Source organism: Microbacterium sp. Root322, assembly GCF_001425645.1.
Taxonomy (GTDB): domain Bacteria; phylum Actinomycetota; class Actinomycetes; order Actinomycetales; family Microbacteriaceae; genus Microbacterium; species Microbacterium maritypicum.
In genome coordinates this window covers 462,204-487,608 of sequence record NZ_LMCS01000002.1, presented here as the reverse complement: position 1 = coordinate 487,608, position 25,405 = coordinate 462,204, and the positions used below count along the sequence as shown (strand labels likewise).

Below are 25,405 nucleotides of genomic sequence, written 5' to 3'. Positions count from 1 at the left end.
CGACGATCGCCCTTCTCCTGGAGGCTCTGTGCCTGAAGCACTGCCCGACCTGTTCCACGCCGACGGCGTGCTCTTCGACCTCGACGGCGTGCTCACCCCGACGGCCGAGGTGCACATGCGTGCCTGGAAGGCCGTCTTCGACGATGTGTTCGCGCGATGGGGTATCACGGCGCCCTACACCGACGCCGACTATTACGACTACGTCGACGGCAAGAAGCGCTACGACGGTGTCGCGAGCCTGATGCGCAGCCGCAACGTCGAGCTGCCCTGGGGCGATGTCGACGACGAGCCGACCGCCGAGACCGTCTGCGGCATCGGCAACCGCAAGAACGCCGCGTTCGCCGCGTCTCTGCGCGCTCAGGGGATCGCGCCGTACCCCGGCTCGCTCGCGCTCGTCGAGAGCCTGCACGTCGTGGGCATCCCGCTCGGCGTGGTGTCCAGCTCCAAGAACGCCGAAGAGGTGCTGGGGGCCGCGGGCCTGCGCTCCTTCTTCCGGATCGTGGTCGACGGCGTCGTCGCCGAACGCGACGGACTCGCCTCCAAGCCCGCGGCCGACATGTTCGCCGCCGGTGCCGCAGCCCTCGGGGTCGACCCGGCACGCGCCGTCGCCGTCGAGGACGCCACCTCCGGCGCCGCATCCGCAGCCGCAGCCGGCTTCGCGACCGTGGTCGGCGTCGACCGCGGCGCGGGCGCCGACGCCCTGCGCGCCGCCGGCGCCACCGTCGTGGTCGACGACCTCGACGTGTTCCTTCCCGCTTCCCGCAACGACATCCCGGAGACCGCATGATCGACCGCGACCGCTTCCCCGTCGACCCGTGGCGTCTGATCGACACGCACTACTCGGAGGAGGGCGTCGGCGAGACGCTGTTCTCCGTCGGCAACGGCTACCTCGGCCTGCGCGGCAACCACATCGAGGGCCGCGGCGCCCAGGAGCACGGCACGTTCATCAACGGCCTGCACGAGACCTGGCCGATCCGTCACGCCGAGCAGGCCTACGGCTTCGCGGAGGTCGGGCAGACGATCGTCAACGCCCCCGACGCGAAGGTCATGCGCGTGTACGTCGACGACGAGCCCGTCTCGCTCGACGACGCCGACGTGCGCGAGTACCGGCGCACGCTCGATCTGCGCACCGGTGTGCTGGAGCGCCTCGTGGTCTGGGAGACTCCGTCGGGAAAGCGCGTGCGCATGCGCGACGAGCGCATCGTGAGCTTCGAGGAGCGCCACCTCGCGGTGCTGCGGCTCGAGGTCGTGGTGGAGAACTCCGACGCCCCGGTCACGATCAGCTGCCAGCTGCTCAACCGGCAGGACGGTGCCGGTGTCTATGCGGGCACGCCGATCGGCACGAAGGCCGCGGCATTCGACCCGCGCAAGGCCGAGAAGATCGCCGACCGCGTGCTGGAGCCCGCTGAGCACTGGCAGGACGGGCTGCGCTCGGCCCTGTCGTACCGTGTCGCCGACTCGGGGATGACCGTCGCCGTGGTCGCGGATCACGTCGTCGAGACCGAGAACGAGTACAACGCCCGCACGCTCATCGAGGCCGACATCGCCAAGAACGTGTTCCGCGTGCAGGCGAAGGCCGGGGTGCCGATCACGGTCACCAAGCTCGTGAGCTACCACACGTCACGAGGCGTGCCTCCGCGTGAGCTGGTCGATCGCTGCCGCCGCTCCCTCGACCGCGCGGCGGACGAGGGCGTCGAGACCGTGTTCCGCCGTCAGCGGGAGTGGCTCGACGCGTTCTGGGAGCGCAGCGACGTACAGATCGGTGGACGCGACGATCTGCAGCAGGCCACGCGTTGGTGCCTGTTCCAGCTCGCCCAGGCGTCGGCGCGCGCCGACGGGGCCGGAGTCCCCGCCAAGGGCGTCTCCGGTTCGGGGTACAGCGGGCACTACTTCTGGGACACCGAGATCTACGTGCTCCCGTTCCTGACATACACGTCACCGCGATGGGCGTACAACGCGCTGCGTGCACGGGTGCGCATGCTCCCGGCGGCGCGTCGACGGGCATCGCAGCTCAACGAGGCGGGGGCGCTGTTCCCCTGGCGCTCCATCAACGGCGAGGAGGCCTCGGCCTACTACGCCGCCGGTACCGCGCAGTACCACATCAACGCCGACATCAGCTTCGCGCTGGGCAAGTACGTGCGCGCGACGGGCGACGAGGAGTTCCTGCGGCGCGAGGGCGCCGACATCGCGATCGAGACGGCGCGGCTGTGGGCGACCCTCGGCTTCTGGCGTGCCTCGCGTCTCGTCGAGGGAGCGCCGGGAGACGGGATCGAGACCTTCCACATCCACGGCGTCACCGGGCCGGATGAGTACACGACGGTCGTGAACGACAATCTCTACACGAACGTGATGGCGCGCTACAACCTGCGCTACGCGGCCAAGATCGTGCGCGAGATCAAGGAGAGCCACCCTGACGACTACGTGAAGCTGGTCGACCGCACCGGCCTCGGTCCGGGCGAGGCCGAAGCGTGGGACCGCGCCGCAGAGGCCATGTACATCCCGTACAGCGAGGGGCTCGGGATCCATCCGCAGGATTCCCTGTTCCTCGAGCGCGAGGTGTGGGATCTGGCCAACACACCCGCCGAGCAGCGTCCGCTCCTGCTGCACTTCCACCCGCTGGTGATCTACCGGTTCCAGGTGCTCAAGCAGGCCGATGTCGTGCTCGCGCTGTTCCTTCAGGGCAACCACTTCACGCCCGAGGAGAAGAAGGCCGACTTCGACTACTACGACCCGCTGACCACGGGCGACTCGACCCTGTCGGCGGTCGTGCAGTCGATCCTCGCGGCCGAGGTCGGCTACCAGGACCTCGCGCAGAAGTACTTCGAGCAGTCGCTGTTCGTCGACCTGCATGATCTGCACCACAACGCGGCCGACGGCGTGCACGTCGCCTCCGCCGGCGGGGTGTGGACGGCCCTGGTGTGCGGCTTCGGCGGCATGCGCGACTACGCAGGCGACCTGAGCTTCGACCCGCGGCTTCCGGCGAGCTGGCCGTCGCTGTCGTTCCCGCTCCAGTGGCAGGGATCGACTCTGCACGTGACGGTGACGAAGGACGAGCTGCGCGTGCAGGTGCGCAGCGGCCCCCCGGTGCCGTTCAGCGTGCGGGAGGCCTCGTACATCGCGACGGTCGAGGACGAGGTCGTCGTGCCGCTCGCCGATCAGGGTCCGCTGATCCCCGGTCGCCCGACGCTCCGGCAGTTCGCCGACGCCCGACGCGAGGATGGCACGCGCATGTCGGCGTCCGTTCCCGTGATCACGACGACGATCCCGGTGATCGAAGCGATCGACTGACGCTCGGGCCCGCCGAAGGTCGGTGGCACGCCGTAGGCTGTTGAGGTGACCACAGCCCTCTACCGCCGCTACCGACCCGAGACGTTCGGCGAGATGATCGGGCAGTCCCAGGTGACCGATCCGCTCATGACGGCGCTGCGCGGTGACCGGGTCGGACATGCCTACCTGTTCTCCGGGCCTCGCGGGTGCGGAAAGACCACGTCAGCGCGCATCCTGGCGCGCTGCCTGAACTGCGCCGAGGGGCCGACAGACGTGCCCTGCGGCGTCTGCCCCAGCTGCGTCGAGCTCTCGCGCGCCGGCGGTGGATCGCTCGATGTCGTCGAGATCGACGCGGCGAGCCACAACGGCGTCGACGACGCACGCGACCTGCGCGAGCGGGCGACGTTCGCCCCGAGCCGCGACCGGTACAAGATCTTCATCCTCGACGAGGCGCACATGGTGACGCCGCAGGGCTTCAACGCACTGCTGAAGCTCGTCGAAGAGCCGCCGGAGCACGTCAAGTTCATCTTCGCGACCACCGAGCCAGAGAAGGTGCTCGGCACCATCCGCTCCCGCACGCACCACTATCCGTTCCGGCTTGTGCCGCCGGCCGCGATGCTCGAGTACGTCGCCAAGCTGTGCGCCGAAGAGGGCGTGATCGTCGAACAGGGTGTCCTCCCGCTCGTGGTCCGCGCCGGTGGCGGCTCGCCCCGTGACACGCTCTCGCTGCTCGACCAGCTGATCGCCGGCTCCGACGCACCTGCCGGATCCGAGACCGTCACCGTCGGCTACGCCCGCGCCGTCTCCCTGCTCGGCTACACGCACGGCGCCCTCCTCGACGAGATCGTCGACGCGCTCGCCGCAGGAGATGCGGCAGCCGCGTTCCCCGCGATCGACCGCGTGGTGCAGACCGGGCAAGACCCTCGCCGTTTCGTCGACGACCTGCTCGAGCGCCTGCGCGACCTCATCGTGATCGCCGCGGTCGGTGCCGGTGCCTCGGCCGTTCTGCGCGGTATCGCGGAAGAAGACCTGGAGCGCATGCGCACCCAGGCCGACGTGTTCGGCTCCGCGCGGCTCTCGCGCACGGCCGACGTGGTGAGTGCGGCCCTCGACGACATGTCGGGTGCCACATCGCCGCGCCTGCACCTCGAGCTCATGGTCGCGCGCGTCCTCGCCGGCGCGACTGAAGTTGCAGGCGTGGCGCCTGCCCCCGCGGGCGAGCGTGCGGTGCCCCCCGTTCGTCAGGCCGCCCCGACGGTCTCCGCTCCCGCCCTGACGGTCTCCGCTCCTGCTGCCGCGGCATCCGCACCGGCCGTACCGAGTGCCGCGGGCGCGAAGAGCCCCGCCGCGGAACCGAGCCCCGCCGCGGAACCGAGCCCTGCTCCCGAGCAGAGCCCTGTCGCCGATCAGAGTCCCGTCGCCGAGCCGGCGAGCGAGACCACCGCGCCGGAGGCCGCTCCCGCCGAGCCGGCCGCCCCGCAGGGACCGGTCACGTTCGAGCGTGTCCGGGCTGCCTGGCCGGCGGTGCTCACGCGGCTCGAGAGCATCAGCCGCACATCCTGGCTGCTGGCCACGGCCGTGCAGCCGCTGGCCTACGTCACCGAGACCGAGGTGCTGACGCTCGGGTTCACCAGCCAGCACGACGTCGCGAAGTTCAAGGGGACGACTCCGGGCTCAGGCCCGTCCGATCACTTGCGCTCGGCGATCGAGAACGAGCTCGGCGTGCGGGTGAAGTACCTTCCCGCGCCGATGCCCGCCGGGGGCGCTCCGCGCCAGCCTGCATCGTCCGGCGCATCGACACCGGCCGATTCCGCCCCCGCATCGGAGCCTGCGTCAGCGGGGTCTCCTCGTTCGCAGGTCCGTGGCGCATCCGCATCGTCGGTGACGGAGTGGGCCGTCGCACCGATCCCGACCGCGCACGAGGAGCAGGTGCGCGACGCGCCGGCTCCGTCGGCGCCTCTTCCCGTCGACGAGGAGCCCGAAGAGGTGGAGGCTGCGGCCTCGGCTCCGGTTCCCCCTGCGGACGGTGTCGTGGATCGCGATGAGCCCCCGCTGCCCGGCGACGACGACGCTCCGGCCTATGACGACGAGCCTCCGTACGACCCGTCGTACGAGCCGCCGGCCGAGCCGTCCGTGTCGCGCCACTCTCCTCCCGAACGGTCCGCGCCGCAGACGCAGCGCACGGCCGTGGCCGCTCCGCCGGTCGTCATCGAGCGCTCGCCCTCCGTCGGGGGAGTGCAGCGCTACGGTGAGGCCGTGATCCGCCAGGTGCTCGGCGCGACGTTCCTGCGCGAAGAGCCCTACGAGCCCCCGACGAGGTTCTCCTGATGTACGACGGCATCGTTCAGGAGCTGATCGACGAGTTCGGTCGGCTCCCCGGCATCGGCCCGAAGTCCGCCCAGCGGATCGCCTTCCATATCCTGCAGACGCCGACGTTCGACGTCGCACGTCTTGCCGAGCTGCTCAGCGAGATCCGCATCCGCGTGCGGTTCTGCGAGATCTGCGGCAACGTCGCCGAGCAGGAGCGCTGCGCCATCTGCCGTGACCCGCGTCGCAGCCAGGCACTGATCTGTGTGGTCGAAGACGCGAAAGACGTCGCGGCCATCGAGCGCACCAGGGAGTTCCGCGGCCTCTATCACGTGCTCGGCGGAGCCATCAGCCCCATCGCCGGCATCGGACCGGACGATCTGCGTATCGCCCAGCTCATGACCCGTCTCGCCGACGGCACGGTGCAGGAGGTCATCCTCGCCACCAACCCGAACCTCGAGGGGGAGGCGACGGCGAGCTACCTCAGCCGTCTGCTGACGACCATGCAGATCACGGTCTCCCGTCTCGCCTCCGGGCTGCCCGTGGGCGGCGACCTCGAGTACGCCGATGAGGTCACCCTCGGGCGTGCCTTCGAGGGCCGACGGATCCTGTGAGCCCGAACGCGGGTTTCTCGCGTCGCGGCTGGCTTCTCTTCGGAGCCATGGCGCTGCTGTGGGGAGTGCCGTATCTGTTCATCAGCGTCGCGGTCGAGTCGTTCTCGCCCCCGGCGATCGTGGCGGGGCGCACGCTCATCGCCGCTCTGCTGCTGTTGCCGTTCGCGATCCGCAGCGGCGCGTTGCGCTCCGCGCTGAAGCATTGGCCGTGGGTGCTCGCCTTCGGTGCGGTCGAGATGGCCGGGCCCTTCCTGCTGCTCGGCCACGCCGAGATGACGCTGCCTTCGGGAATGACCGGTCTGCTCGTGGCGACCGTTCCGCTGTTCGCCGCACTGATCGCTCTCGGCGGCGGCGATCGTGGAGTGCTCCGGCCTGCCCGCGGGATCGGACTGCTCATCGGTTTCATCGGCGTCGCGATCGTGGTCGCAGGTCCCGGGCTCTTCGGCGGCGAGGTCAGTCTTCTCGCTGCGGGGGAGGTGCTCCTGGTCGCCGTGCTGTATGCGATCGCTCCTTTCATCGTCGCGCGCAAGCTCAACGATGTGCCCTCGCTCGGCACCATCACCCTGTCGCTTCTGATGATCGGCGTCTTCTACCTCCCGATCGGCCTGCTCACCCAGCATCAGGTGCCCAGCGTGCCCTCGATCGCCGCGCTCCTCGCGCTCGCCGTGATCTGCACGGCGGTGGCGTTCCTGGCGTTCTTCGCGCTCATCCGGGAGGTGGGGCCGGTGCGCGCACCGCTGTTCACCTACGTGAACCCGGTGGTCGCGATCATCCTCGGCGCGATCGTCCTCGCCGAACCCCTGACCCCCGGCCTCCTGATCGGCTTCCCGTTGATCATCATCGGCTGCTGGTTCGCCGCCACGGGCGGACGACTGCGTCCGGTCTCGGCCCAGGCGCTCCCACCCGCCCTCTAGCCGCGCTCGCGCATCCGGTCACGCGGACGAGGCCTGACAACCGGACGGGTGACACATGCGCAACGGAGCATACGCGCCGATCATAGAATGAGCGTGGGCGGATCCGCCCGTCATCCCAGGGAGTGATCGTGGCCCTCATCGTGCAGAAGTACGGCGGCTCGTCCGTCGCCGACGCAGAGAGCATCAAACGCGTCGCCAAGCGCATCGTCGACACGCGTCGTGCAGGCCACGACGTGGTCGTCGCCGTGAGCGCGATGGGCGACACCACCGACGAGCTGCTCGACCTCGCGAACGAGGTCGCACCGATCCCCGCCCCGCGCGAGCTCGACATGCTCCTCTCCAGCGGAGAGCGCATCTCGATGGCGCTGCTGGCCATGGCGATCCACTCGATGGGGTTCGAAGCGCGCTCCTTCACGGGCAGCCAGGCGGGCATGATCACCGACTCCCAGCACGGGGCCGCTCGCATCGTCGACGTCACTCCCGTGCGGTTGCGTGAAGCCCTCGACGAGGGGGCGATCGTGATCGTCGCCGGGTTCCAGGGCTTCAACCGCGACACCCGCGACATCACCACGCTCGGCCGTGGTGGCTCCGACACCACGGCCGTCGCCCTCGCCGCTGCGCTCGACGCCGACGTGTGCGAGATCTACAGCGATGTCGACGGCATCTTCACCGCCGATCCGCGCGTGATCCCCAAGGCTCAGAAGCTCGATCATGTCTCCAGCGAGGAGATGCTCGAGCTCGCCGCCAACGGCGCCAAGGTGCTGTACATCCGCGCCGTCGAGTACGCGCGCCGTCACGGCGTCCTCATTCACGCTCGGTCGACCTTCTCGTCGGCCGAGGGCACATACGTTCTGGGCGAGGGTATGAAGAACCCCCGCGAAGCCGAGGGAGCAGTCATGGAAGAACCGATCGTCGCCGGTGTCGCCACCGACTTCAGCCAGGCCAAGATCACGGTCGCGGGTGTGCCCGACGTGCCGGGCAAGGCTGCCGAGATCTTCAAGATCGTCGCCAAGTCGGGCGCGAACGTCGACATGATCGTGCAGAACGTCTCTGCCACCGGACGCACCGACATCTCCTTCACGGTGCCCAAGGCCGATGCGGCGGGAGCTCTCAAGGCCCTCGCCGGTGAGCAGACCGAGGTCGGATTCCAGAACCTGATCCACGACGATCAGATCGGCAAGCTCTCCGTCGTCGGTGCGGGGATGCGCACGCATTCGGGCGTCTCCGCCACCCTCTTCGAGGCGCTGTCGGCCGGCGGCATCAACATCGAGATGATCTCGACCTCCGAGATCCGCATCTCCGTGGTGCTGCGCGACACTGACCTGACCGAGGCCGCACGCACCGTGCACACCGCCTACGGGCTCGACGGCGACGCCGAGGCCACGGTCCACGCCGGCACCGGCCGCTGATCTCTGCCGCTCGCCGCCGTTTTCCTGCCGACCGTGCGAGAGCCGGCAGCGCAGGGCCGGCGGCCTGTCGGGGGCACGGTAGACTCACCGAAACCCTGACACCGGCGCCAGGCGCAGCCTCAGCACCCCGACGCCGCGCCCGAAGCCTCGTACGCAGTACCGCACGACGCCAAGGAACATCATGACCCGCATCTCCGAATCAGGACTCTCCGTCGCCATCGTCGGCGCCACCGGCCAGGTGGGCACCGTCATGCGCGAGATTCTCGCCGAGCGGTCGTTCCCGATCCGCGACCTGCGGCTGTTCTCCTCCGCTCGCTCCGCCGGCACGGCCATCGAGTTCGGTGGTGCGACCGTGATCGTCGAAGACGTCGAGACGGCGGATGCCACGGGCATCGACATCGCCCTGTTCTCGGCGGGAGCCACGGCGAGCCGCGCCTATGCGCCGCGCTTCGCCGCTGCCGGTGCCGTGGTCGTCGACAACTCCAGCGCCTGGCGCATGGACCCCGAGGTTCCGCTCGTGGTCAGCGAGGTCAACCCGCACGCGATCGACGAGCGCCCCAAGGGCATCATCGCGAACCCGAACTGCACCACGATGGCGGCGATGCCGGTGCTGAAGGCGCTGCACGCCGAGGCCGGCCTCGAGCGTCTGATCGTGTCCACCTACCAGGCCGTCTCCGGCTCGGGACTCGCCGGCGCTCAGGAGCTGCTCGGCCAGGTCGAGGGTGTGCTCGCCCAGGGGGACACCCTCCGTCTCGTGCACGACGGATCCGCGGTCGATTTCCCCGAACCCGAGAAGTACATCGCCCCGATCGCCTTCGACGTGATCCCCTTCGCCGGCAACCTGGTCGACGACGGCGACAACGAGACCGACGAGGAGAAGAAGCTCCGCAACGAGAGCCGCAAGATCCTCGAACTCCCCGGCCTCCGCGTGGCCGGCACCTGCGTGCGGGTCCCGGTCTTCACCGGCCACTCGCTCTCGATCAACGTCGAGTTCGCGCGTGACATCACTCCCGAGCGTGCCAGGGAGGTGCTGAGCGCGGCCCCCGGTGTCGTCCTCGACGAGGTTCCCACGCCGCTGCAGGCTGCCGGCAAGGACCCGAGCTTCGTCGGTCGCATCCGCGCCGACCAGTCCGCACCCGAGGGTAAGGGACTCGTGCTCTTCCTGAGCAACGACAACCTGCGCAAGGGCGCCGCGCTGAACGCCGTGCAGATCGCCGAGATCCTGGCGGAGCGCCTGGCGGTCATAGCCTGACGGTATGCCCGCGATGCGGAAGCGGTCTGGCGCAGCAGGTCCGCATGGTCTGCGACGACGCGCCCGCGAACTAGACTGGTTCGGTGACTGAAAACGTCGATGTCGTCCTGATCGGCGGTGGCATCATGAGCGCCACCCTGGGTACTCTCCTGCACGAGCTGCAGCCGGAGTGGAAGATCGTCGCCTTCGAGCGACTCTCCGAGGTGGCTCAGGAGAGCTCGAATCCGTGGAACAACGCCGGCACGGGGCACGCTGCGCTGTGCGAGTTGAACTACATGCCGCAGCAGGGAGACGCTCCGCTCGACCCGGCCAAGGCGGTCTCGATCAACGAGCAGTTCCAGCAGAGCCGTCAGTTCTGGTCGTCGCTCGTGGAGAAGGGTGTGCTCGACGCGCCGTCGACCTTCATCAACGCGACGCCGCACATGACGTTCGTGCGCGGTGAGAAGGATGTCGCGTACCTCAGGAACCGCTACGAGGTGCTCAAGAAGCAGCCGCTGTTCGCCGGTATCGAGTACAGCGAGGACTCCCGCGTCATCAACAAGTGGGCGCCGCTGCTCATGCAGCAGCGCGTCAAGGGTGAGCCGTTCGCCGCGACCCGCGTCCCCGCCGGCACCGACGTCGACTTCGGTGCCCTCACCAACCAGCTCTTCGACCACCTGACCGACTCCGGCGTCACGCTGCGCACGAACCACGAGGTGCGCAGCCTGAAGAAGCAGAAGGACGGCACCTGGCTGGTCAAGTACCGCAACCGCATCGGGCACACCCCGAACGAGGTCAAGGCGCGCTTCGTGTTCGTCGGGGCCGGCGGCTGGGCGCTCAAGCTGCTGCAGAACTCCGGTATCCCCGAGATCAAGGGCTACGGAGTCTTCCCCATCGGCGGACAGTTCCTCAAGACCACGAACCCGACCGTCGTCGCTCAGCACAAGGCGAAGGTGTACTCGCAGGCGTCCGTCGGTGCTCCGCCCATGTCGGTCCCGCACCTCGACACCCGCGTCGTCGACGGCGAGGCCTCGCTCATGTTCGGGCCGTTCGCGACCTTCAGCCCCAAGTTCCTGAAGAACGGGTCGATGCTCGACATCGTCACCCAGGTGCGCCCGCACAACCTGCTGCCGATGCTGCAGGTGGCGGTGAAGAACCCCGACCTCATCACCTACCTCGTCAGCGAGCTGCTGAAGAACCACGCCAAGAAGGTCGACAGCTTGCGCACCTTCATGCCGACCGCGAAGGATGAGGACTGGACCCTCATCGACGCCGGGCAGCGTGCTCAGGTCATGAAGAAGGACCCGAAGAAGGGTGGCATCCTGCAGTTCGGCACCGAGGTCGTCGCCGCGTCTGATGGGTCGATCGCCGGTCTGCTGGGCGCCTCTCCCGGTGCCTCGACCGCCGTCCCGATCATGCTCGACCTGCTCAAGAAGTGCTTCCCCGCGGAGTACCCGGGCTGGGAGCCTGAGCTGCGCGCGCTGATCCCCACCTTCGGCGAGAAGCTGAACGAGGACGCGGCACTCGCGGAGAAGTCGACCGAAGCGACCGCAGCCGCACTCGGCATCAACGTCTGAGCCGGCACCGTGGCGAAGCTCTACTTCCGCTACGGCGCGATGAACTCGGGCAAGTCGACGGCATTGCTGCAGGCCGCCTACAACTACGAAGAGCGCGGACAGCGGGTGCTGCTGGCGAAGCCGGCGATCGACACCAAAGGAGCGTCAGAGATCGAGAGTCGACTGGGCGTGACGCGCCAGGTCGATTTCCTCATCGCTCCCGACGACGATGCCCGCGTGATCTTCGCCACTCATCGAGGACGCATGCAGCACACGTCGGATGACGAGCTGCTCCCCGAAGGCCCGATCGACGTGGCCTGCCTGCTGATCGATGAGGCGCAGTTCCTCACGCCGTCGCAGGTCGACGACCTCTTCCGCATCGCGGTGGTCGATGGGATCCCGGTCATCGCGTACGGCATCCGCAACGACTTCCTCACGCACGCGTTCCCCGGGTCCGCGCGCCTGCTCGCGATCGCGCACTCTCTCGAGGAGCTCAAGACCATCTGCCGCTGCGGACGCAAGGCCGTGTTCAACGGTCGCGTGGTCGGCGGGCGTTTCGTGTTCGACGGCGACCAGGTCGCGATCGACGAGGGCGCCACCGGCTCGGCCTCGCCCGAGCTGACCACCTATGAGTCGCTGTGCGGCACCTGCTACCTCGAAGAGTCCGGCGGGCGCCTGGGCTGAGACGCCGCACGGCTCCCTCTCCACGCTCCAGGAAGAGCGCCTTTCGTCGCGCGCGGTGAAGGAGACTCCCGCGTGCTTCCCGCGAGGGGCGGCGTCTTTCCGCGCCTGTTTGCGTGGTCTGACCACAGGCGATACTCTGTGGTCAGACCACAGGAGGATCGATGGCGGAACAGCCGGCGCGCGCATGGCGACTCGTGCTCGAGCACATCGAACGCGACCTCCTCGATGCCCGCCTCGGCCCGGGCGACCGGCTGCCCTCCGAGCGTGATCTGGCCACCGAGCTCGGCGTCGGCCGATCCAGTGTTCGGGAGGCGTTCCGCGTCCTCGAGGTGATGGGACTCATCCGCACCGCGACCGGCTCAGGCCCGCAGTCGGGCGCCATCGTCATCGCCACGCCCACCGGGGGCATGTCGGCGCTGTTGCGGCTGCAGGTCGCGGCTCAGGGCTTCCCTCTGGACGATGTCGTACGCACACGTCTGGTGCTCGAAGACGCGGTCGTCCAGGTGCTGGCTGCGGCGTCCGACCGCGACACGAGCCGCGCCCACGAACTGCTCGAGGCGATGGATGCTCGAGGCCTCGCCCCGGCGGAGTTCCTCGCCCTCGACGCTCAGCTGCATCTCTCCCTCGCCGAAGCCAGCGGCAACACGGTCATCGCCGCGATGATGGCGGGTCTTCGTTCCTCGATCGAGTCCTATGTGCAGGCGGGAGTCTCCGCGATCCCGGACTGGGAAGCGATGGCGACTCGTCTCCGCTCCGAGCACCGCGCCCTCGTCGCCGCCATCGATGCCGCCGACGTCGATGCCGCGCGCGCGCTGGTCCACACCCACATCACCGGCTACTACACGTCCGCGGGGCTCACCCGTGACACCCACCCCCAGACCTGAGAGGCACATCATGGTGCAGCGCCAGTTCCCGAACCCCGTCGAGCTCCTCGAGCTGATGAAGTTCAAGAAGCCCGAACTCGACGGGCGCAAGCGGCGTCTGGAGGGTGCCCTCACGATCGACGATCTGCGTCTCATCGCCAAGCGGCGCACGCCCAAGGCCGCCTTCGACTACACCGACGGGGCGGCCGAAGGCGAGCTTTCCCTCACTCGCGCGCGCCAGGCGTTCCAGGATGTGGAGTTCCACCCCGGCATCCTGCGCCCGGCGCCCACGGTCGACACGAGCGTCGAGATTCTCGGCGGGCCTTCTGCCCTGCCGTTCGGAATCGCGCCCACCGGATTCACACGTCTGATGCAGACCGAGGGGGAGACCGCGGGTGCGGGCGCCGCGGCGGCAGCCGGCATCCCGTTCACGCTCTCGACGCTCGGCACCACGTCGATCGAGGGTGTGAAGGCCGCCAACCCGCACGGGCGCAACTGGTTCCAGCTCTACGTCATGCGCGATCGCGAGATCTCGTATGAGCTCACCCGTCGTGCGGCCGCCTCGGGGTTCGACACCCTGCAGTTCACGGTGGACACCCCCGTCGCCGGTGCCCGCCTGCGCGACAAGCGCAACGGGTTCAGCATCCCGCCGCAGCTCACCCTCGGCACGATCATCAATGCGATCCCGCGGCCCTGGTGGTGGTACGACTTCCTCACCACCCCGAAGCTCGAGTTCGCGTCTCTCAGCACCACGGGCGGCACGGTCGGCGAGCTGCTGGACGCGGCGATGGACCCGACGATCAGCTACGACGACCTCGCGGTCATCCGCGACATCTGGCCCGGCAAGATCGTGATCAAGGGCGTGCAGAACGTCGAGGACTCTGTGCGTCTGCGTGATGCGGGTGTCGACGGCATCGTGCTCTCCAACCACGGAGGACGCCAGCTCGACCGTGCGCCGATCCCTTTCCACCTGCTCCCCGAGGTGCGCAAGGCCGTCGGCGACGACTTCACCGTCATGATCGACACCGGCATCATGAACGGCGCGGACATCGTCGCGGCCGTGGCCCTCGGAGCGGACTTCACCCTGATCGGACGGGCGTACCTCTACGGGCTGATGGCGGGTGGGCGTCAGGGCGTCGACCGGACGATCGCGATCCTGCGCACCGAGATCGAGCGCACGATGCGCCTGCTGGGGGTCGCCTCCCTCGCCGAGCTCGAGCCCGCGCACGTGACGCAGCTGACCCGTCTGGTCCCGGTCGCCCGGGCTGCCGCCGAGGCTCGCGTGCGCTGAGACCCCGCTCGTTCGATCCCGCGCGCGCGGTGGCTCTGCGGTCTCAGGACTGCGTGGCCACCGCTCGTGCGCGCGGGGGCCACGGCACCAGCATCGACGTCGTGCGGCGGTAGTCGGCGTAGGCCGGGTACTTCGACGCGGTGATCGACTCGGTGAAGATCGTCGACCCGATGAACAGCACCGTGAGCAGGGCGGGGCCGACGATGGTGGGGTTCAGCACCCCTCCGATGACACCGGCGCCGCCGGTGACCGCCGCGGTCGCGCCGATCGCATAGAAGGCCCACCACTGCGCCTGTTCGAAGAAGAAGTTCGGGTGCCGGCTGTAGCGGAACAGGCCCGTCGTGGCGAAGCCGGGTGCGAGAGTGCCGCCCGCCTCCTTCTTGCGCTGATGGAATCGCCACTGCTGCTGGTCGGCGACGGTCTCCCCGACCAGGAAGGCGACGAACGCGGCGATGAACAGCGCATCCCACCCGGTGAGGGCGGAGGGATTCTGCGCGGCGACGGCGGCGGGGAGCGTGATGAGCACGAGCAGCGCCATCTGGTAGCAGATGATGAACAGCACGTTGAAGATCTGGAACTGCCAGGGGCGCATCCGTCCCCGCAGGATGGCCCACCGGTAGTCCTCCATCCCCGTGTAGCCGCCCTTGCGGGCGAAGTTGAAGGTCAGGCGTGCGCCCCACGCGGTGGCGAGCACTCCCATCACGACCACACGGGCGGAGCCTTCGCCGTTCACGAAGGCCCCGGCGACGAAGATCCAGACGTAGACAACCGGCACGATCGACCATGCGCGGTCGACCCAGGATGTGTCTCGGGTGATCAGGGAGAGCGCCCAGCAGGCAGCACTGGTGACCGCGGCGACGATGATGACGATCAGCAGGGCATCCATGACGCCATGCTAGGACCCTGCTGCCGTGTCGCGCTGCACGACACTGCTCAGGTCAGAGCGTGAGCAGAAGGGCGTCGAGCTTGTCGGCGGTGTCTTCCCAGCCCTCCACAGCCACCGAGGGCACACCGATCGCGAGCACGGGGTAGTCGTTGCCGCCCTCGTCGAGCCGGTCGCCGTAGAAGAGCATGTCCGTCAGCGCTATGCCCGTGCGGGCGGCGAGCTGCCGCATCCCGAAGGCCTTGTCGATGCCGGCCTGGGTGATGTCGATCGAGGTCGAGCCGCCCGAGCGCACCTCGAGACCGGGAAGACGTGCAGCGACCGCATCGCGCAGCGCACCGCGCTTGGCCCCCGTCGGGTCCCAGTCATGCTTCGCTTCGCGCGGGGCGCTCTGTCCCAGCGCCGAGAAAGTGATCTGCGAACCGCGGTCTTCGAGGATCTCACCCCACGGCTCGGCCTCCCAGAGTCCGAGCCGTACGGCCTCTTCGCGCAGGGCCGTCAGCGCGGCCTGCTTCTCGGCGTCGCTGAGGTCGTGGGCGTAGACCGGCATGAAGTCGGTGCCGTCGTGGCGGAGGTAGCGGGTGCCGCACGTGGGCAGCAGGTGCAGACGCGCGAGATCCGCGGGGTCGGCGTCGCCGAGGCGTGACACCACCTGCGAGCGGAACTGGGCCTCGTTGCCACCCGAGATGATGGCGACGTCGACCGTGCGCAGGAGGGCGCGCAGAAGAGTGGCGATTCGCGGGTCGATCAGACCCTTCGAGGGAGCGAGCGTGTCATCGAGGTCGAAGGCGACGAGTGTGGGCGCGGTCATGATGTCTCCAGCCTAGAAGGTGGACGCTGGGAGGAACGCGGGGCGACGAGCAGAGTGACCACGACAGCGAGGGCGACCCCGAGGATCGCGCCCGTGGAGTTGGCCACGACGTCGTTCACCGTCGCCGCACGGTGGGGGAGCGCCACGCGCTGCGCCGTCTCGATCGCCGCCGAAAGCACGGGGCCGACCAGGAGCGCGAGGAACCACACCCGACGGGGGAGGAGCAGGAAGGCGAGGATGCCGACCGGCACGAACACGAGCACGTTCGCGATGATCTCGAGGCGGGTGAAGTCGAGCGATTCCCAGCCGAGACGATGGGCTGTGGTGAGCACGACATCGAGCAGGTTCGGCATGGTCTCCTCGACCCGGGAGGGCGTGAGGGTGAGAGCGGCCAGGCCGATCAGGAAAGGGATGCCGAGGACGAGGGCCCAGGCACGTGTGAAGCGGCGCGGCGGCGGGAGCAGAGAGCTCATGCGTTCCCTTCGTGCGCGATCCCGATACAGAGAAGGCCGCCCCTGAGGGCGGCCTTCCGGTGTCACTGGTCGGGGTGACAGGATTTGAACCTGCGACCTCTTCGTCCCGAACGAAGCGCGCTACCAAGCTGCGCCACACCCCGTTTGCAACCCTCCGAGTCTACAGGGAAATGCTCTCTGCGCCGAATCGAGGCAGGATCAGTCCCGCGCGGTCAGCGTGAGCAGCGTCGCCTCGGGCCGACACGCGAAGCGCACGGGGGCGTAGATGGAGTGTCCGCAGCCTGCGCTGACGTTGAGTGGCACGGTGCGGTCGCCGTGCGACCACGTGCTCAGGCCCTTGGCTTGCTTGAGGGGGATGTCGCAGTTCGCCACGAGCGCGCCGAATCCCGGGAGGCAGACCTGACCGCCGTGCGTGTGGCCACCGAGGATCGCGTCGGCTCCGAGATCGGTGAAGCCGTTGAGCACGCGCTGATAGGGCGCGTGTGTGACCCCGAGCACCGGAGTCGTGGACTCGCGGGCCCCGAGAGCGGCGATGGCGTCGGGAAGCTCATCCAGCCGGTCCCAGTCGCGGTGGGCGTCATTGACGCCGAAGAGGTCGACCTCGGCGCCGGCGATGCGCAGCCGCGCCGCCGCGTTGTTCAGGTCGGTCCAGCCGAGCTCGTCCGTGAAGTAGCGGTCCATCGCGTCGGTGTCCAGAAGCTCCGGCTTGTGGTGCTTCTTGGACGGTCCGAGGAAATAGCGAAACGGGTTGCGCGGCGACGGCGCGGCGACGTCGTTCGATCCGTGCACGAAGACGCCGGGGATGCCCGCGAGCGGGTCGAAAGCGCGTCGGATGCCTTCCAGGCCGTTCTCGTGGCCGAGGTTGTCTCCGGTGTTCACGATGAGGTCGGGCTTCAACTCAGCGAGGGAGGCGAGCCAGTCCTGTTTGCGGTGCTGCCACGGCGCCATGTGCGCATCGGAGATGTGCAGGATGCGCAGCGGCGCGGAGCCGGACGGGAGCGCCTTCGCCGTGGCCTCCCGCACCGTGAAGAGGTACCTCTCGATGCCGATGCCCCAGATCGCGGCCGCCGCACCCACGGCCCCCACCGCGCCGAGCGCGACGAGGGCCGGGTGTGCGGCGCGGCGTGCGACTACTGGCACGTCACACGGACGGACGTGGACTTGCTGGCCGCGGTGCCGGGAGCCGGGTCGGAACTGCCCACGACGGAGGTCGGTGGATTGCAGGAGTTGTCGAACTCGATGTTCGTGAATCCTGCGGCACCGAGCGCGGCAGAGGCCTGGGCTCTCGACATCCCGACGAGATTCGCGGGAACGGTCGTGCCCTGCCCGTTGCTCGTCGTGAGGGTGACGGTCGCGCCGGTCGCAGCTTCCCCGTTGGGATCTTGAGCTGCGACGAGACCGGCGGCGAGATCGCTGTCGACGGCCCCTCCGACGGAGACCTGGAAGCCCGCGTCCGTCAGGATCGCGGTCGCCTCCTCCACCGACTTGCCCACGACGCTCGGAACGGTCGCCAGCTGCTGGCGGGTCAGCTTGCCATCGGGCTTCGGGAAGGCACCTCCCGGGTAGGCGGCATTGGCTGCGGCCTGTGCGGCCTGTGCCACCGGGTAACGCATGTCGTTGAGGTTCCAGCCGTTGGCCCTCTTGCGGTAGATGTTCTCCTGACCCTGCCAGCGACCGGCCCAGACCGCCGTGGCGACCTTGGTGCTGGACTCGATCATCATGGTCGACCAGGTGTCGTGCGTTCCGGTCTTGCCGATCAGCGGCGTGCCGTCGTTGGTGTTGGCCCGGGCACCGGTGCCGCCGCCACCCATCACGCTCTGCAGTGCGAAGGCAGCGGTCGCTGCGACCTCGGGAGAGATCACGCCCTCGGTGCACGAGGAGGCGGGCAGTTCGCGCTCCTGACCGTCGGGGCCGACGACGCGATCGATCGCGCGCGGCGTGCAGTACGTGCCGCCGCTGGCGACGGTCGCGTAGGCGTTCGCCATCGCGAGGGGCGAGATGTTCTTCGGGCCGAGCACGTCGAAGGGCACGTTCTCGTCGGTGACCTTGCCGCCGTTCGCCAGCGTGACACCCATACGGTCGGCGACCTTGTTGATGTCGCAGATGTCGAGCTTCGACGCCATCGCGAAGTAACCACTGTTGAGCGAGTTCTTCGTGAAGCTCAGCACGGACCCGGTTCCACCGCCACCGCCGCCGAAGTTGCCGATCTCCTTCGTGTTGGCGTTCTGCTTTGCGCCGCAGACGGGGATCTTCAGGTTCGTCTGCACGCTTCCGTTGAGAACCTCGTTGACGGAGTGCCCCTTCTCGAGCCAGTCGATCAGGGTGAAGAGCTTGTAGGTCGAGCCGACCTGGAAGCCGCCGGAGTTGCCGTGCTCCCTGTCGCCGGCGAACACCAGCGACGAATAGGCCTGGTCGTCGGTGGGAGTCTCGGTGAACAGCGTGTTCTGCGTCATGGAGAGGATGCGACCGGTGCCGACCTCGACCGAGACGCCGGCAGCGCCGAAGTAAGCGTTGTCGGCGTTCGCGGGAACGACCTCTGCCATCTTCTCGGCGGCGGGGGTCTGGATACGGTAGTCGAGCGTGGTGTAGATCTTCAGACCGCCGCGGCGGAGCAGATCCGTCCGCTCCTGCTGGGTCTTGCCGAAGGCCTCGTCATTCAGCACGATCGACTTCACGTACTGGCAGAAGTATGCGCTGGCCCCAGCGGACGCGCAGCCCTGGGTCGGAGGATTCAGGGCCGGCGCGATGTCCGAGGCGTCGGCCTCGTCGTACTGCGCCTGCGTGATCTTGCCGTCGGCGAGCATGCGACCGAGCACGTAGTGGCGGCGGTCCTTCGTGAGCGCGTAGCCGTCAGCGGCGTTGTTCAGCGCGACGCCCTCGGCGTTCGTGATCGTGCCCTGTTCCGCCTTGTCGATGCGGTAGGTGTTGGGGTTCTGCACGATGCCGGCGAGCGTCGCCGACTGCGCGACCGTGAGGTTCGCCGCCGTCGTCGAGAAGTAGTAGTTCGCTGCGGCCTCGATGCCGTACACGGTGCCACCGAAGTTGGCGATGTTCAGGTACCCGAGCAGGATGTCGTTCTTCGAGAAGTCCTTCTCGATCTGGATCGCGTACCGCATCTCCTGCAGCTTGCGCTCGATGCCCTTGCTCCCTGTCGCGTTGGTCGCGTCGAGCCAGCACTGCTGGAGATCTTCGGAGTAGGTGTCGGAGGTCGTGTCGACCTCCTGCTCGCACTTCTGGATGAGCACGTTCTTCACGTACTGCTGGCTGATCGTCGAAGCGCCGCGGCTGGACGTTCCGCGCACGTTGTCGACGAGAGCCTTCACCGTGGCGCCGATGTTCACGCCGCCATGGCTGTAGAAGTTCTTGTCCTCACTCGAGAGGATCGCGTCGTACAGGTTCGGGGAGACCTGCTCGTAGGTGACCGGGACGCGGTTCTGCTCGTAGAACGAGGCGAGCTCGACCGTCGAACCGTCCGGGGCGGTCGCGTAGATCGTCGACTGCTCCATCGGCGTGCTCGGGTCGAGGCTCTCGGGGAGCTGATCGAAGAGGGTGAGAGCCTGGGTGCCTGCGAGGCCGGTCATCGCGAGCACCGGGGTGACGCTGGCCGTGACGAGGAGACCGGCGACGGCGCTCAGACCGACGAGCCCGACGAGACCGCCGAGCACGCCTCTCACCGTGCGATTCTTTTGGGGCATACGCTTGATCGTAGGGGAGTTCCCTGAATACCGCCTTTGACGAGCTCGCCCCGGAATTCCGGTGTCGCGCCCCGATCGACAGGAGTGCCATGACCACGTGGGAGTACCTCACCACGCCGCTGCTGATCCACAACACGGCAGCCATCCTCAACAACTGGGGCAAGCAGGGCTGGGAGCTCGTGCAGGTCGTGCAGGGACCGGAGGGCGGACTCGTCGCCTATCTGAAGCGCCCCGTGACCTCCGACGCGTCGGCCAACGCCGGCCTCGCCGCCGCCGAGCAGGCCGCACGCCAGTTCGAGGGAGATCAGGCATGAGCGTCTCGGACCGTCTCGCCGAGCTCGGCATCGAACTGCCCGCTGTCGCCGCTCCGGTCGCCGCCTACGTGCCGGCCGTCGTGCACGGCGGTCTCGTCTACACCTCAGGACAGCTGCCCTTCGTCGACGGCGCGCTTCCCGCCGTGGGCAAGGTGGGCGCCGAGGTCTCCGCGGAAGACGCGAAGACCTACGCCCGCACGTGCGCGCTGAACGCCCTCGCCGCGGCAGCGGATGCCGCGGGCGGCATCGACCGCATCGCGGGCGTGCTGCGGGTCGGGGGCTTCGTCGCCTCCGCTGAGGGATTCACCGGTCAGCCCGGCGTGATCAACGGCTCGAGCGACGTTCTCGGAGAGATCTTCGGCGATGCGGGTCGTCATGCCCGCGCGGCCGTCGGCGTCGCGGAGCTCCCGCTCGGCAGCCCGGTCGAGGTCGAGGTCGCCTTCCTTCTCGCCTGAGCACGACGTACGCGGCGTGGACCGTCGCATCAGAACGAGAGAACGCGCCTCCCCGGAAAGGGGAGGCGCGTTCTCCGTCTGTCACGCCTCGGACGCGTGAGTCGACCTACTTCACCTGAGCCGAGATGATGCTCATCACCGCGGTGTCGGCGAGCGTGGTGGTGTCGCCGACCTCGCGGCCCTCGGCGACGTCGCGGAGCAGGCGACGCATGATCTTGCCGGATCGGGTCTTCGGCAGCTCGCCGACGATGTAGACGTCGCGCGGGCGGGCGATGGCGCCGATCTGCTCTCCCACCCACAGTCGCAGCTGCTGGGCGAGGCCCGCAGGCTCGTGTGCGGCGAGGTAGCTCTCCTTGATGATGACGAAGGCGACCACGGCCTGTCCGGTCGTCTCGTCGGAGGCGCCGACCACCGCAGCCTCGGCGGTCGCCTCGTGCGCGACCAGGGACGACTCGATCTCCGCCGTCGACAGGCGGTGCCCAGAGACGTTCATGACGTCGTCGACGCGGCCGAGCAGCCAGAGGTCGCCGTCTTCGTCGAGGCGCGCTCCGTCGCCGGCGAAGTAGTAGCCCTGGTCCTCGAACTTCTCCCAATAGGTCTCGCGATAGCGCTCGGGGTCGCCCCAGATGCCGCGCAGCATGCTCGGCCACGGCTCGGTGATCACGAGCAGGCCGCCGCTGCCGTTGCCGACCTCGATGCCGCTCTCATCGACGACGTCGATCGAGATCCCGGGGAGCGGGACCTGGGCGGACCCGGGCTTGGTCTCGGTGACTCCCGGAAGAGCGGACACCATGATCGCGCCGGTCTCGGTCTGCCACCAGGTGTCGACGATCGGCGTCTTGTTCGCCCCGATGACCTCGCGGTACCACATCCACGCCTCGGGGTTGATGGGCTCTCCCACCGAACCGAGCAGTCGTAGCGACGACAGGTCGAACTTCGCCGGGACGCTGCGACCGATCTTCATGAACGAGCGGATCGCGGTCGGGGCGGTGTAGAAGATCGACACCTTGTACTTCTCGATGATCTCCCACCACCGGCCGGGGTGCGGGGCATCGGGGGTTCCCTCGTAGAGCACCTGGGTGGCGCCGTTGGCGAGGGGGCCGTAGGTGACGTAGCTGTGTCCGGTGATCCAGCCGATGTCGGCCGTGCACCAGAACACGTCGGTCTCCGGGTGCAGGTCGAAGACGTACTTGTGCGAGTACGCCACCTGGGTCAGATACCCGCCGGAGGTGTGCAGGATGCCCTTGGGCTTCCCCGTCGTTCCCGAGGTGTAGAGGATGAAGAGCGGGTTCTCCGCAGGGAAGGCCTGTGCGGTGTGCTCGGCGGATGCGGCGGGAACGGCGTCGTGCCACCAGATGTCGCGGCCGTCGGTCCAGTCGACCTCGTTCTCGCCGCGCTTGACGACCAGGACGTGCTCGACGGTCTGCTGCTCGCCGTCGCCGCGGTCGGCGAGAGCCTGATCGACGGCGGGCTTGAGTGCCGAGACGCGGCCCTTGCGGTAGCCGCCGTCGGCCGTGATGACCAGCTTGGCGCCGGCGTCGTCGATGCGTGAGCGCAGGCTGTCCGCGCTGAAACCACCGAACACGACGGAGTGGATGGCGCCGACGCGCGCGACCGCGAGCATCGAGGCGATCGCCTCGGGGATCATGGGCAGGTAGATCGCGACGCGGTCGCCCTGGCCGATGCCCAGTCCCTCGAGCACGTTGGCGACGCGCTTGACCTCGTCGGTGAGCTCGGCGTAGGTGATGCGGCGGGTGTCACCCGGTTCGCCCTCCCAGTGCAGGGCGACGCGGTCGCCGTTGCCCGCCTCGACGTGACGGTCGAGGCAGTTGTAGGCGACGTTCAGCTCGCCATCGTCGAACCACTTCGCGAACGGCGGGTTGCTCCAGTCGAGCACCTGGGTGAAGGGGTTGTGCCAGTGCACGAGTTCGCGGGACTGCTCGCCCCAGAAGGCCTCGCGGTCGGCGGCAGCACGCTCATACAGTTCGGGCGAGGTGATGGTTTGGGCGACGAACTCCTCCGACGGCGGGAACTTACGGGTCTCGTCGAGAAGGTGGTCGATCTGGCTGCTCATCGGCAGGCGCTCCTTTGCGGCTTACGGGTCTTGCGAGCATGGTCGTGGGGGTGGGCGACCAGGTCACGGCGAATCTATCCGTGCGACCACCCATCGCATACTGCCGAAAGTCGGTAGTGCTGCCGGTTTTGTCCGGACGGTCGCCTTGCGTACACTCGACGACAGCCGAATTCTCATTCCGGCCTTGGCGTGCCCGATTCCCCCAATCGTGGACCGCCGTGGGCGGCATCTCATTCCCCCCGTGAGATGCCGCCCATTCCTTTGGGAGCGCTCCCTTCTCGCTCGCGTGTGATCGTCGCCCGGTCCTGCACCGCGCGCACAGGAGTCGGCTTCTTCACAGGGGCCGAGTCGTCCGGCGATCGGCGCCCTGTCCTCGGCGCGGCGCCGCATAGCGTCACCGTCATGCCCGATTCCTTCGTCATCCAGCCCAGGGGAGAGCGGTCTGCCGCATCGGTGGCGGAAGCCTCGCCCGAGCGCCTTCACATGGATCCTGCCTTCGGACCGCTCCTCGCCCATCTCGACGATGCCGTCACCGATGTGTTCGTGAACGGGGCGGGCGGGCTGTTCGTCGACCGCGGGAACGGAGCCGAGCCCGCAGAGGGGTGGAGGGCATCGGAGCGAGAGGTCCGAGATCTCGCGGTCGCGCTCGTCGGCCTCGGAGGCCGGCATCTCGATGACCAGGCGCCCTGCGTCGACGTCCGCCTCGACTCCGGTATCCGCGTGCATGCGGTGCTCTCGCCGGTCTCGACCACCGGAACCGCGCTGTCGATACGCATTCCCCGTGTGCGCGCCGCCGACCTCGACGCGCTCGCCGCTCTCGGAGCCTTCGACGCGTCCCAACAGGTCTGGCTTCTGGGACTGGTGGCCGAGCGGGCGAACATCCTCATCACCGGGGGAACGGGTACGGGCAAGACCACGCTGCTGTCGGCGCTGCTGTCGGAAGTGCCTCCGACGGAGCGCATCGTCACGATCGAAGACGTCGCCGAGTTGCGCCCGCGCCACCCGCATCACGTCTCCCTCGAGGCCCGGCAATCGAACCTGGAGGGAGCAGGCGCCATCACCCTGGCGCGGCTGGTTCGAGAGTCGCTGCGCATGCGTCCCGATCGGCTGGTGGTCGGTGAGTGTCGCGGAGAAGAGGTGCGCGAGCTGCTGACCGCTCTCAACACCGGGCACGACGGCGGTGCGGGCACTCTCCACGCGAGCGGGCTGCGTGACGTTCCTGCTCGGCTCGAAGCTCTTGGTGCCCTCGCCGGGATGGATGCGGTCGCTCTCGCACGTCAGGCGGTCAGCGCGTTCACCATCGTCCTCCATCTCGATCGGGCACCCGGAGGTACCCGTCGCATCCGCCAGGCAGGGCGGCTCGTGATCGCCGGGGATCGACTCGACATCGAAGAGGTGCAGCCGTGGTGATGCGGCCGCGTCGTATGCCGCGAAAGGCGCAGACGGGTGCGACGGATGCCGCGACCGCGGTGCAGACGCTGGCCGTGCTGCTGCAGGCCGGGGCGGTGCCGGTCGTCGCCTGGCGGCACCTGGCTGACACCGATGATCCGCAGGCCCGGGCAGTGGTCGACCGGGTCGATCGCGGAGTCCCGCTGCTCGACGCCATCGAGGCCGAGGGTGGGGCGTGGGTCGATCTCGCCGCCGCCTGGGAGATCGCGACGACCGTGGGCGCACCGCTCGCCGAGGTTCTCCGGACGATCGCGGAGACCCTGAGGGATGCGGCTGCCGCAGCCGATGACGTGCGCATCGCACTCGCAGAACCGGCGGGTACGGCGCGGCTGCTGCTCTGGATGCCGTTCGCCGGATTGCTGCTCGGGTTCGCGCTCGGCTTCGACACCATCGGCGTGATCTTCGGGAACGTGCTCGGCGCCGCGTGTGTGGTCCTCGGCCTGCTCCTCGTGGTGGCGGCACGCGTCTGGACAGCACGTCTGCTTCGACAGGCGCGGCCTGCTCCCGGCACCCCGGGCATGCGAGCGGAACTTGTCGCCATCGCGCTCTCGGGCGGTGCCTCCATCGATCGCGCGTTGCAGCTGGTGTCGCAGAGCGGCACCTCGGGCGACGGTGAGGAACGCGTCCGCGCCGTGCTCGACCTGTCCCGTGCTGCGGGTGTGCCGGCTGCGGAACTTCTTCGGGCATCCGCAGCCCAGGACCGGCACGCCGCCAGGGTGCAGGGGCGCCTCCGCGCCGCGAAGCTCTCGACGCGCCTGCTGTTCCCCCTCGGCGTCTGCACGCTGCCCGCATTCCTCCTCCTCGGGGTCGCGCCGCTCCTGCTCAGCGTCCTCGCCTCCACGCCGATGTCGCTGTGACCGTATCCAGCCCACCCCCACCATCCGATGCCCACGCATCCCATAGAAAGAAGGAACACCATGAAGAGCATCCCCCCGCTGGACCGTCGGCGTGCTGCGACACTGTTCGGCGACGACACCGGCGCCGCCACAGCTGAGTATGCGATCACGACGATGGCGGCGGTCGCGTTCGCCGGACTCCTGGTCGTCATCATGCGATCCGACGAGGTCCGCGGCATCCTCACCGATCTCGTGCGGCGGGCGCTGACGGTGTCATGA

Annotated in this window: 22 protein-coding genes and 1 tRNA gene; 16 read left to right on the top strand and 7 right to left on the bottom strand. The window is 68.7% G+C overall.

Features of this window, described 5'->3' with window-relative positions:
• The first annotated feature begins 28 nt into the window (after positions 1 to 28).
• The 11 genes from ASC55_RS07125 to ASC55_RS07075 all read left to right on the top strand — a co-directional run bounded on the left by ASC55_RS07125 (position 29) and on the right by ASC55_RS07075 (position 14,136).
• Positions 29 to 787: an HAD-IA family hydrolase gene (locus ASC55_RS07125; RefSeq protein WP_055873987.1), complete on the top strand. Its 759-nt coding sequence runs from the start codon at positions 29 to 31 to the stop codon at positions 785 to 787.
• Complete coding sequence (locus tag ASC55_RS07120; protein WP_055865336.1) at positions 784 to 3,288, top strand: glycoside hydrolase family 65 protein; 2,505 nt, start codon at positions 784 to 786, stop codon at positions 3,286 to 3,288. The genes ASC55_RS07125 and ASC55_RS07120 overlap by 4 nt, the downstream gene beginning before the upstream one ends.
• Positions 3,289 to 3,333: 45 nt before the next feature.
• Positions 3,334 to 5,595, top strand: a complete 2,262-nt coding sequence (locus ASC55_RS07115; RefSeq protein ID WP_055873984.1) for a DNA polymerase III subunit gamma and tau — start codon at positions 3,334 to 3,336, stop codon at positions 5,593 to 5,595.
• On the top strand, positions 5,595 to 6,188 hold the full coding sequence (gene recR, locus ASC55_RS07110) for a recombination mediator RecR (RefSeq protein WP_017829084.1): 594 nt from the start codon (positions 5,595 to 5,597) through the stop codon (positions 6,186 to 6,188). The genes ASC55_RS07115 and recR overlap by 1 nt, the downstream gene beginning before the upstream one ends.
• On the top strand, positions 6,185 to 7,102 hold the full coding sequence (locus tag ASC55_RS07105) for a DMT family transporter (RefSeq protein ID WP_055873981.1): 918 nt from the start codon (positions 6,185 to 6,187) through the stop codon (positions 7,100 to 7,102). Before recR ends, ASC55_RS07105 begins: the two co-directional genes overlap by 4 nt.
• A gap of 128 nt (positions 7,103 to 7,230) precedes the next feature.
• Positions 7,231 to 8,511 carry an aspartate kinase gene (locus ASC55_RS07100; protein ID WP_031205603.1) on the top strand — a complete coding sequence of 427 codons (1,281 nt, stop codon included), beginning with the start codon at positions 7,231 to 7,233 and terminating at the stop codon, positions 8,509 to 8,511.
• 181 nt (positions 8,512 to 8,692) lie between these two features.
• Positions 8,693 to 9,763, top strand: coding sequence for an aspartate-semialdehyde dehydrogenase (locus ASC55_RS07095; protein ID WP_055865326.1), 1,071 nt, complete (start codon positions 8,693 to 8,695; stop codon positions 9,761 to 9,763).
• Positions 9,764 to 9,846: 83 nt separating this feature from the next.
• Positions 9,847 to 11,319: a malate:quinone oxidoreductase gene (locus ASC55_RS07090; protein WP_055865323.1), complete on the top strand. Its 1,473-nt coding sequence runs from the start codon at positions 9,847 to 9,849 to the stop codon at positions 11,317 to 11,319.
• 9 nt (positions 11,320 to 11,328) lie between these two features.
• Entirely contained in the window at positions 11,329 to 11,982 is a 654-nt protein-coding gene (locus ASC55_RS07085; RefSeq protein WP_055865320.1) for a thymidine kinase, read from the top strand.
• A gap of 161 nt (positions 11,983 to 12,143) precedes the next feature.
• Positions 12,144 to 12,866: a FadR/GntR family transcriptional regulator gene (locus ASC55_RS07080; RefSeq protein ID WP_055873973.1), complete on the top strand. Its 723-nt coding sequence runs from the start codon at positions 12,144 to 12,146 to the stop codon at positions 12,864 to 12,866.
• Positions 12,867 to 12,876: 10 nt separating this feature from the next.
• Positions 12,877 to 14,136, top strand: a complete 1,260-nt coding sequence (locus tag ASC55_RS07075) for an alpha-hydroxy acid oxidase (RefSeq protein WP_055873970.1) — start codon at positions 12,877 to 12,879, stop codon at positions 14,134 to 14,136.
• 43 nt (positions 14,137 to 14,179) lie between these two features.
• On the opposite strand, the gene ASC55_RS07070 is transcribed toward ASC55_RS07075, so the two are convergent.
• The 6 genes from ASC55_RS07070 to ASC55_RS07045 all read right to left on the bottom strand — a co-directional run bounded on the left by ASC55_RS07070 (position 14,180) and on the right by ASC55_RS07045 (position 19,998).
• The gene (locus ASC55_RS07070; protein WP_055873966.1) at positions 14,180 to 15,022 is read right to left on the bottom strand and encodes a DUF1295 domain-containing protein; all 843 of its coding nucleotides are present in this window, start codon (positions 15,020 to 15,022) and stop codon (positions 14,180 to 14,182) included.
• A gap of 52 nt (positions 15,023 to 15,074) precedes the next feature.
• Positions 15,075 to 15,830, bottom strand: coding sequence for an HAD-IIB family hydrolase (locus ASC55_RS07065; protein ID WP_055873963.1), 756 nt, complete (start codon positions 15,828 to 15,830; stop codon positions 15,075 to 15,077).
• Positions 15,827 to 16,303, bottom strand: coding sequence for a VanZ family protein (locus ASC55_RS07060; RefSeq protein ID WP_055865306.1), 477 nt, complete (start codon positions 16,301 to 16,303; stop codon positions 15,827 to 15,829). The genes ASC55_RS07065 and ASC55_RS07060 overlap by 4 nt, the downstream gene beginning before the upstream one ends.
• Before the next feature lie 66 nt (positions 16,304 to 16,369).
• Positions 16,370 to 16,446 (bottom strand) — tRNA-Pro (locus ASC55_RS07055).
• Positions 16,447 to 16,501: 55 nt separating this feature from the next.
• Positions 16,502 to 17,443 (bottom strand): metallophosphoesterase, encoded by a 942-nt coding sequence (locus ASC55_RS07050; RefSeq protein WP_055873959.1) that lies wholly within the window; start codon positions 17,441 to 17,443, stop codon positions 16,502 to 16,504.
• Positions 17,434 to 19,998 carry a transglycosylase domain-containing protein gene (locus ASC55_RS07045; protein ID WP_055873956.1) on the bottom strand — a complete coding sequence of 855 codons (2,565 nt, stop codon included), beginning with the start codon at positions 19,996 to 19,998 and terminating at the stop codon, positions 17,434 to 17,436. The genes ASC55_RS07050 and ASC55_RS07045 overlap by 10 nt, the downstream gene beginning before the upstream one ends.
• An 89-nt stretch (positions 19,999 to 20,087) precedes the next feature.
• Here ASC55_RS07045 and ASC55_RS07040 point away from each other — a divergent pair, with 89 nt between their 5' ends.
• A complete protein-coding gene (locus ASC55_RS07040; protein WP_017829070.1) occupies positions 20,088 to 20,312 on the top strand; it encodes a hypothetical protein in 225 nt (74 codons plus the stop codon).
• Entirely contained in the window at positions 20,309 to 20,767 is a 459-nt protein-coding gene (locus ASC55_RS07035) for a RidA family protein (RefSeq protein WP_055873953.1), read from the top strand. The genes ASC55_RS07040 and ASC55_RS07035 overlap by 4 nt, the downstream gene beginning before the upstream one ends.
• A 106-nt stretch (positions 20,768 to 20,873) precedes the next feature.
• Here ASC55_RS07035 and acs read toward each other — a convergent pair whose 3' ends face one another.
• Complete coding sequence (acs, locus tag ASC55_RS07030) at positions 20,874 to 22,841, bottom strand: acetate--CoA ligase (protein WP_055873950.1); 1,968 nt, start codon at positions 22,839 to 22,841, stop codon at positions 20,874 to 20,876.
• Between the two features lie 402 nt (positions 22,842 to 23,243).
• Between acs and ASC55_RS07025 the strand changes: the two genes are divergently transcribed.
• Genes ASC55_RS07025 through ASC55_RS07015 form a run of 3 tightly spaced genes read left to right on the top strand, consistent with a single transcriptional unit; the run spans position 23,244 to position 25,405 of the window.
• Positions 23,244 to 24,251 (top strand): TadA family conjugal transfer-associated ATPase, encoded by a 1,008-nt coding sequence (locus ASC55_RS07025; RefSeq protein WP_229778813.1) that lies wholly within the window; start codon positions 23,244 to 23,246, stop codon positions 24,249 to 24,251.
• Positions 24,251 to 25,147 carry a type II secretion system F family protein gene (locus tag ASC55_RS07020; RefSeq protein ID WP_055875999.1) on the top strand — a complete coding sequence of 299 codons (897 nt, stop codon included), beginning with the start codon at positions 24,251 to 24,253 and terminating at the stop codon, positions 25,145 to 25,147. Before ASC55_RS07025 ends, ASC55_RS07020 begins: the two co-directional genes overlap by 1 nt.
• Positions 25,148 to 25,207: 60 nt before the next feature.
• Positions 25,208 to 25,405 carry a DUF4244 domain-containing protein gene (locus ASC55_RS07015; protein ID WP_017829065.1) on the top strand — a complete coding sequence of 66 codons (198 nt, stop codon included), beginning with the start codon at positions 25,208 to 25,210 and terminating at the stop codon, positions 25,403 to 25,405.

Excerpts from the sequence above, each read along its gene's own strand:
- ASC55_RS07120 (WP_055865336.1), top strand. The coding sequence starts at position 784 with ATGATCGACCGCGACCGCTTCCCCGTCGACCCGTGGCGTCTGATCGAC.
- recR (WP_017829084.1), top strand. The coding sequence starts at position 5,595 with ATGTACGACGGCATCGTTCAGGAGCTGATCGACGAGTTCGGTCGGCTC.
- ASC55_RS07095 (WP_055865326.1), top strand. The coding sequence starts at position 8,693 with ATGACCCGCATCTCCGAATCAGGACTCTCCGTCGCCATCGTCGGCGCC.
- ASC55_RS07080 (WP_055873973.1), top strand. The coding sequence starts at position 12,144 with ATGGCGGAACAGCCGGCGCGCGCATGGCGACTCGTGCTCGAGCACATC.
- ASC55_RS07075 (WP_055873970.1), top strand. The coding sequence starts at position 12,877 with ATGGTGCAGCGCCAGTTCCCGAACCCCGTCGAGCTCCTCGAGCTGATG.
- ASC55_RS07070 (WP_055873966.1), bottom strand. The coding sequence starts at position 15,022 with ATGGATGCCCTGCTGATCGTCATCATCGTCGCCGCGGTCACCAGTGCT.
- ASC55_RS07065 (WP_055873963.1), bottom strand. The coding sequence starts at position 15,830 with ATGACCGCGCCCACACTCGTCGCCTTCGACCTCGATGACACGCTCGCT.
- ASC55_RS07060 (WP_055865306.1), bottom strand. The coding sequence starts at position 16,303 with ATGAGCTCTCTGCTCCCGCCGCCGCGCCGCTTCACACGTGCCTGGGCC.
- ASC55_RS07045 (WP_055873956.1), bottom strand. The coding sequence starts at position 19,998 with ATGCCCCAAAAGAATCGCACGGTGAGAGGCGTGCTCGGCGGTCTCGTC.
- ASC55_RS07040 (WP_017829070.1), top strand. The coding sequence starts at position 20,088 with ATGACCACGTGGGAGTACCTCACCACGCCGCTGCTGATCCACAACACG.
- ASC55_RS07035 (WP_055873953.1), top strand. The coding sequence starts at position 20,309 with ATGAGCGTCTCGGACCGTCTCGCCGAGCTCGGCATCGAACTGCCCGCT.
- acs (WP_055873950.1), bottom strand. The coding sequence starts at position 22,841 with ATGAGCAGCCAGATCGACCACCTTCTCGACGAGACCCGTAAGTTCCCG.
- ASC55_RS07025 (WP_229778813.1), top strand. The coding sequence starts at position 23,244 with ATGCCCGATTCCTTCGTCATCCAGCCCAGGGGAGAGCGGTCTGCCGCA.
- ASC55_RS07020 (WP_055875999.1), top strand. The coding sequence starts at position 24,251 with ATGCGGCCGCGTCGTATGCCGCGAAAGGCGCAGACGGGTGCGACGGAT.
- ASC55_RS07015 (WP_017829065.1), top strand. The coding sequence starts at position 25,208 with ATGAAGAGCATCCCCCCGCTGGACCGTCGGCGTGCTGCGACACTGTTC.